General features: G+C 40.3%; 1 pseudogene. It reads right to left on the reverse strand.

The features are described from left to right. Positions 1-486: 486 nt before the first annotated feature. Positions 487-921, reverse strand: a pseudogene (locus AB4Z33_RS31010) (SDR family NAD(P)-dependent oxidoreductase); the annotation flags it as partial. Positions 922-1,004: the final 83 nt, after the last annotated feature.

Below are 1,004 nucleotides of genomic sequence, written 5' to 3' on the forward strand. Positions count from 1 at the left end.
AATCCTGTCGGGCAGCATATCTGACCTCCACCTCATGGACAGGTTGAATGAAGGAATGTGGGAGCGTAGACTCTGTGAGATGTGGGAGGGTTGACCACCATGAGCTTATGTAGAGATCCAAAGGTGCAACCATACTTTACCGCACTAACCACTTTTTACTGAACAGTGGTCTGGGTAGAGATTTTTTGCGCATTAAGCAGCCCCACAAATTTCTTCATCTAAAATTTCGTTCCATTGAAAAGTTATCTTTTAACAATAACATTTGTTCAAAACCTAAGAAAACGTGAGCAATTAAGAGAAAAGCGATTCTCCATAGAGGGAGTTTAGTTAAATAAGGAATAGATAACTAAAATAAAGAAAACTCGCCGACACTGCGGCGAGTTTAGCTTTTTTATATGACAATGCGAAGTCAAAACAAACTGACTTTTTGATTAATAATTTCGGAAAAGCACCTACACAATGGTGGTACCTTTTTCGTGAGTGTAGTTATTCAATTGTGTATTTCGTGGCCTTATACATCTTTTCAGCGTACTCGTCGACTTCATCTCGTGACATGCGTAAGCGATTGACAGAAGTACCATATCCAATTTCCTTTTTACCCTCTTCTAATCCTTTGAAAATTCCATCTGCGAAGGCATCTAATGGTTCTCCTTGGATATGTAACCCCGCTCCACCTAAATTTGTATTCACTGCCGGAGGAGCAACTTCAATCACTTCTACAGACGTATCAGAGAGTTGGTGTCTTAGACTCATTGTAAATGAATGAAGCGCCGCTTTTGTTGCTGAATAAATCGGAGCAATCGCAAACGGCGTAAAAGCTAGCCCAGATGTCACGTTAATGATTGTCGCCTCTTCTTTTGTTGCAAAAAATGGAGAGAACAGCACAGAGAGATGGAAAGGTGCTTCAATGTGAGTCTGTAAAATAGTTTGTGTAAACTCCTAAACCTACTAAAATGGAAGTAGATGAAAGGTTGGGAGAGCACATGGGATTATGGACAAAAGAG

Source organism: Paenibacillus sp. 2TAB19, assembly GCF_052115185.1.
Lineage (GTDB): Bacteria > Bacillota > Bacilli > Paenibacillales > Paenibacillaceae > Pristimantibacillus.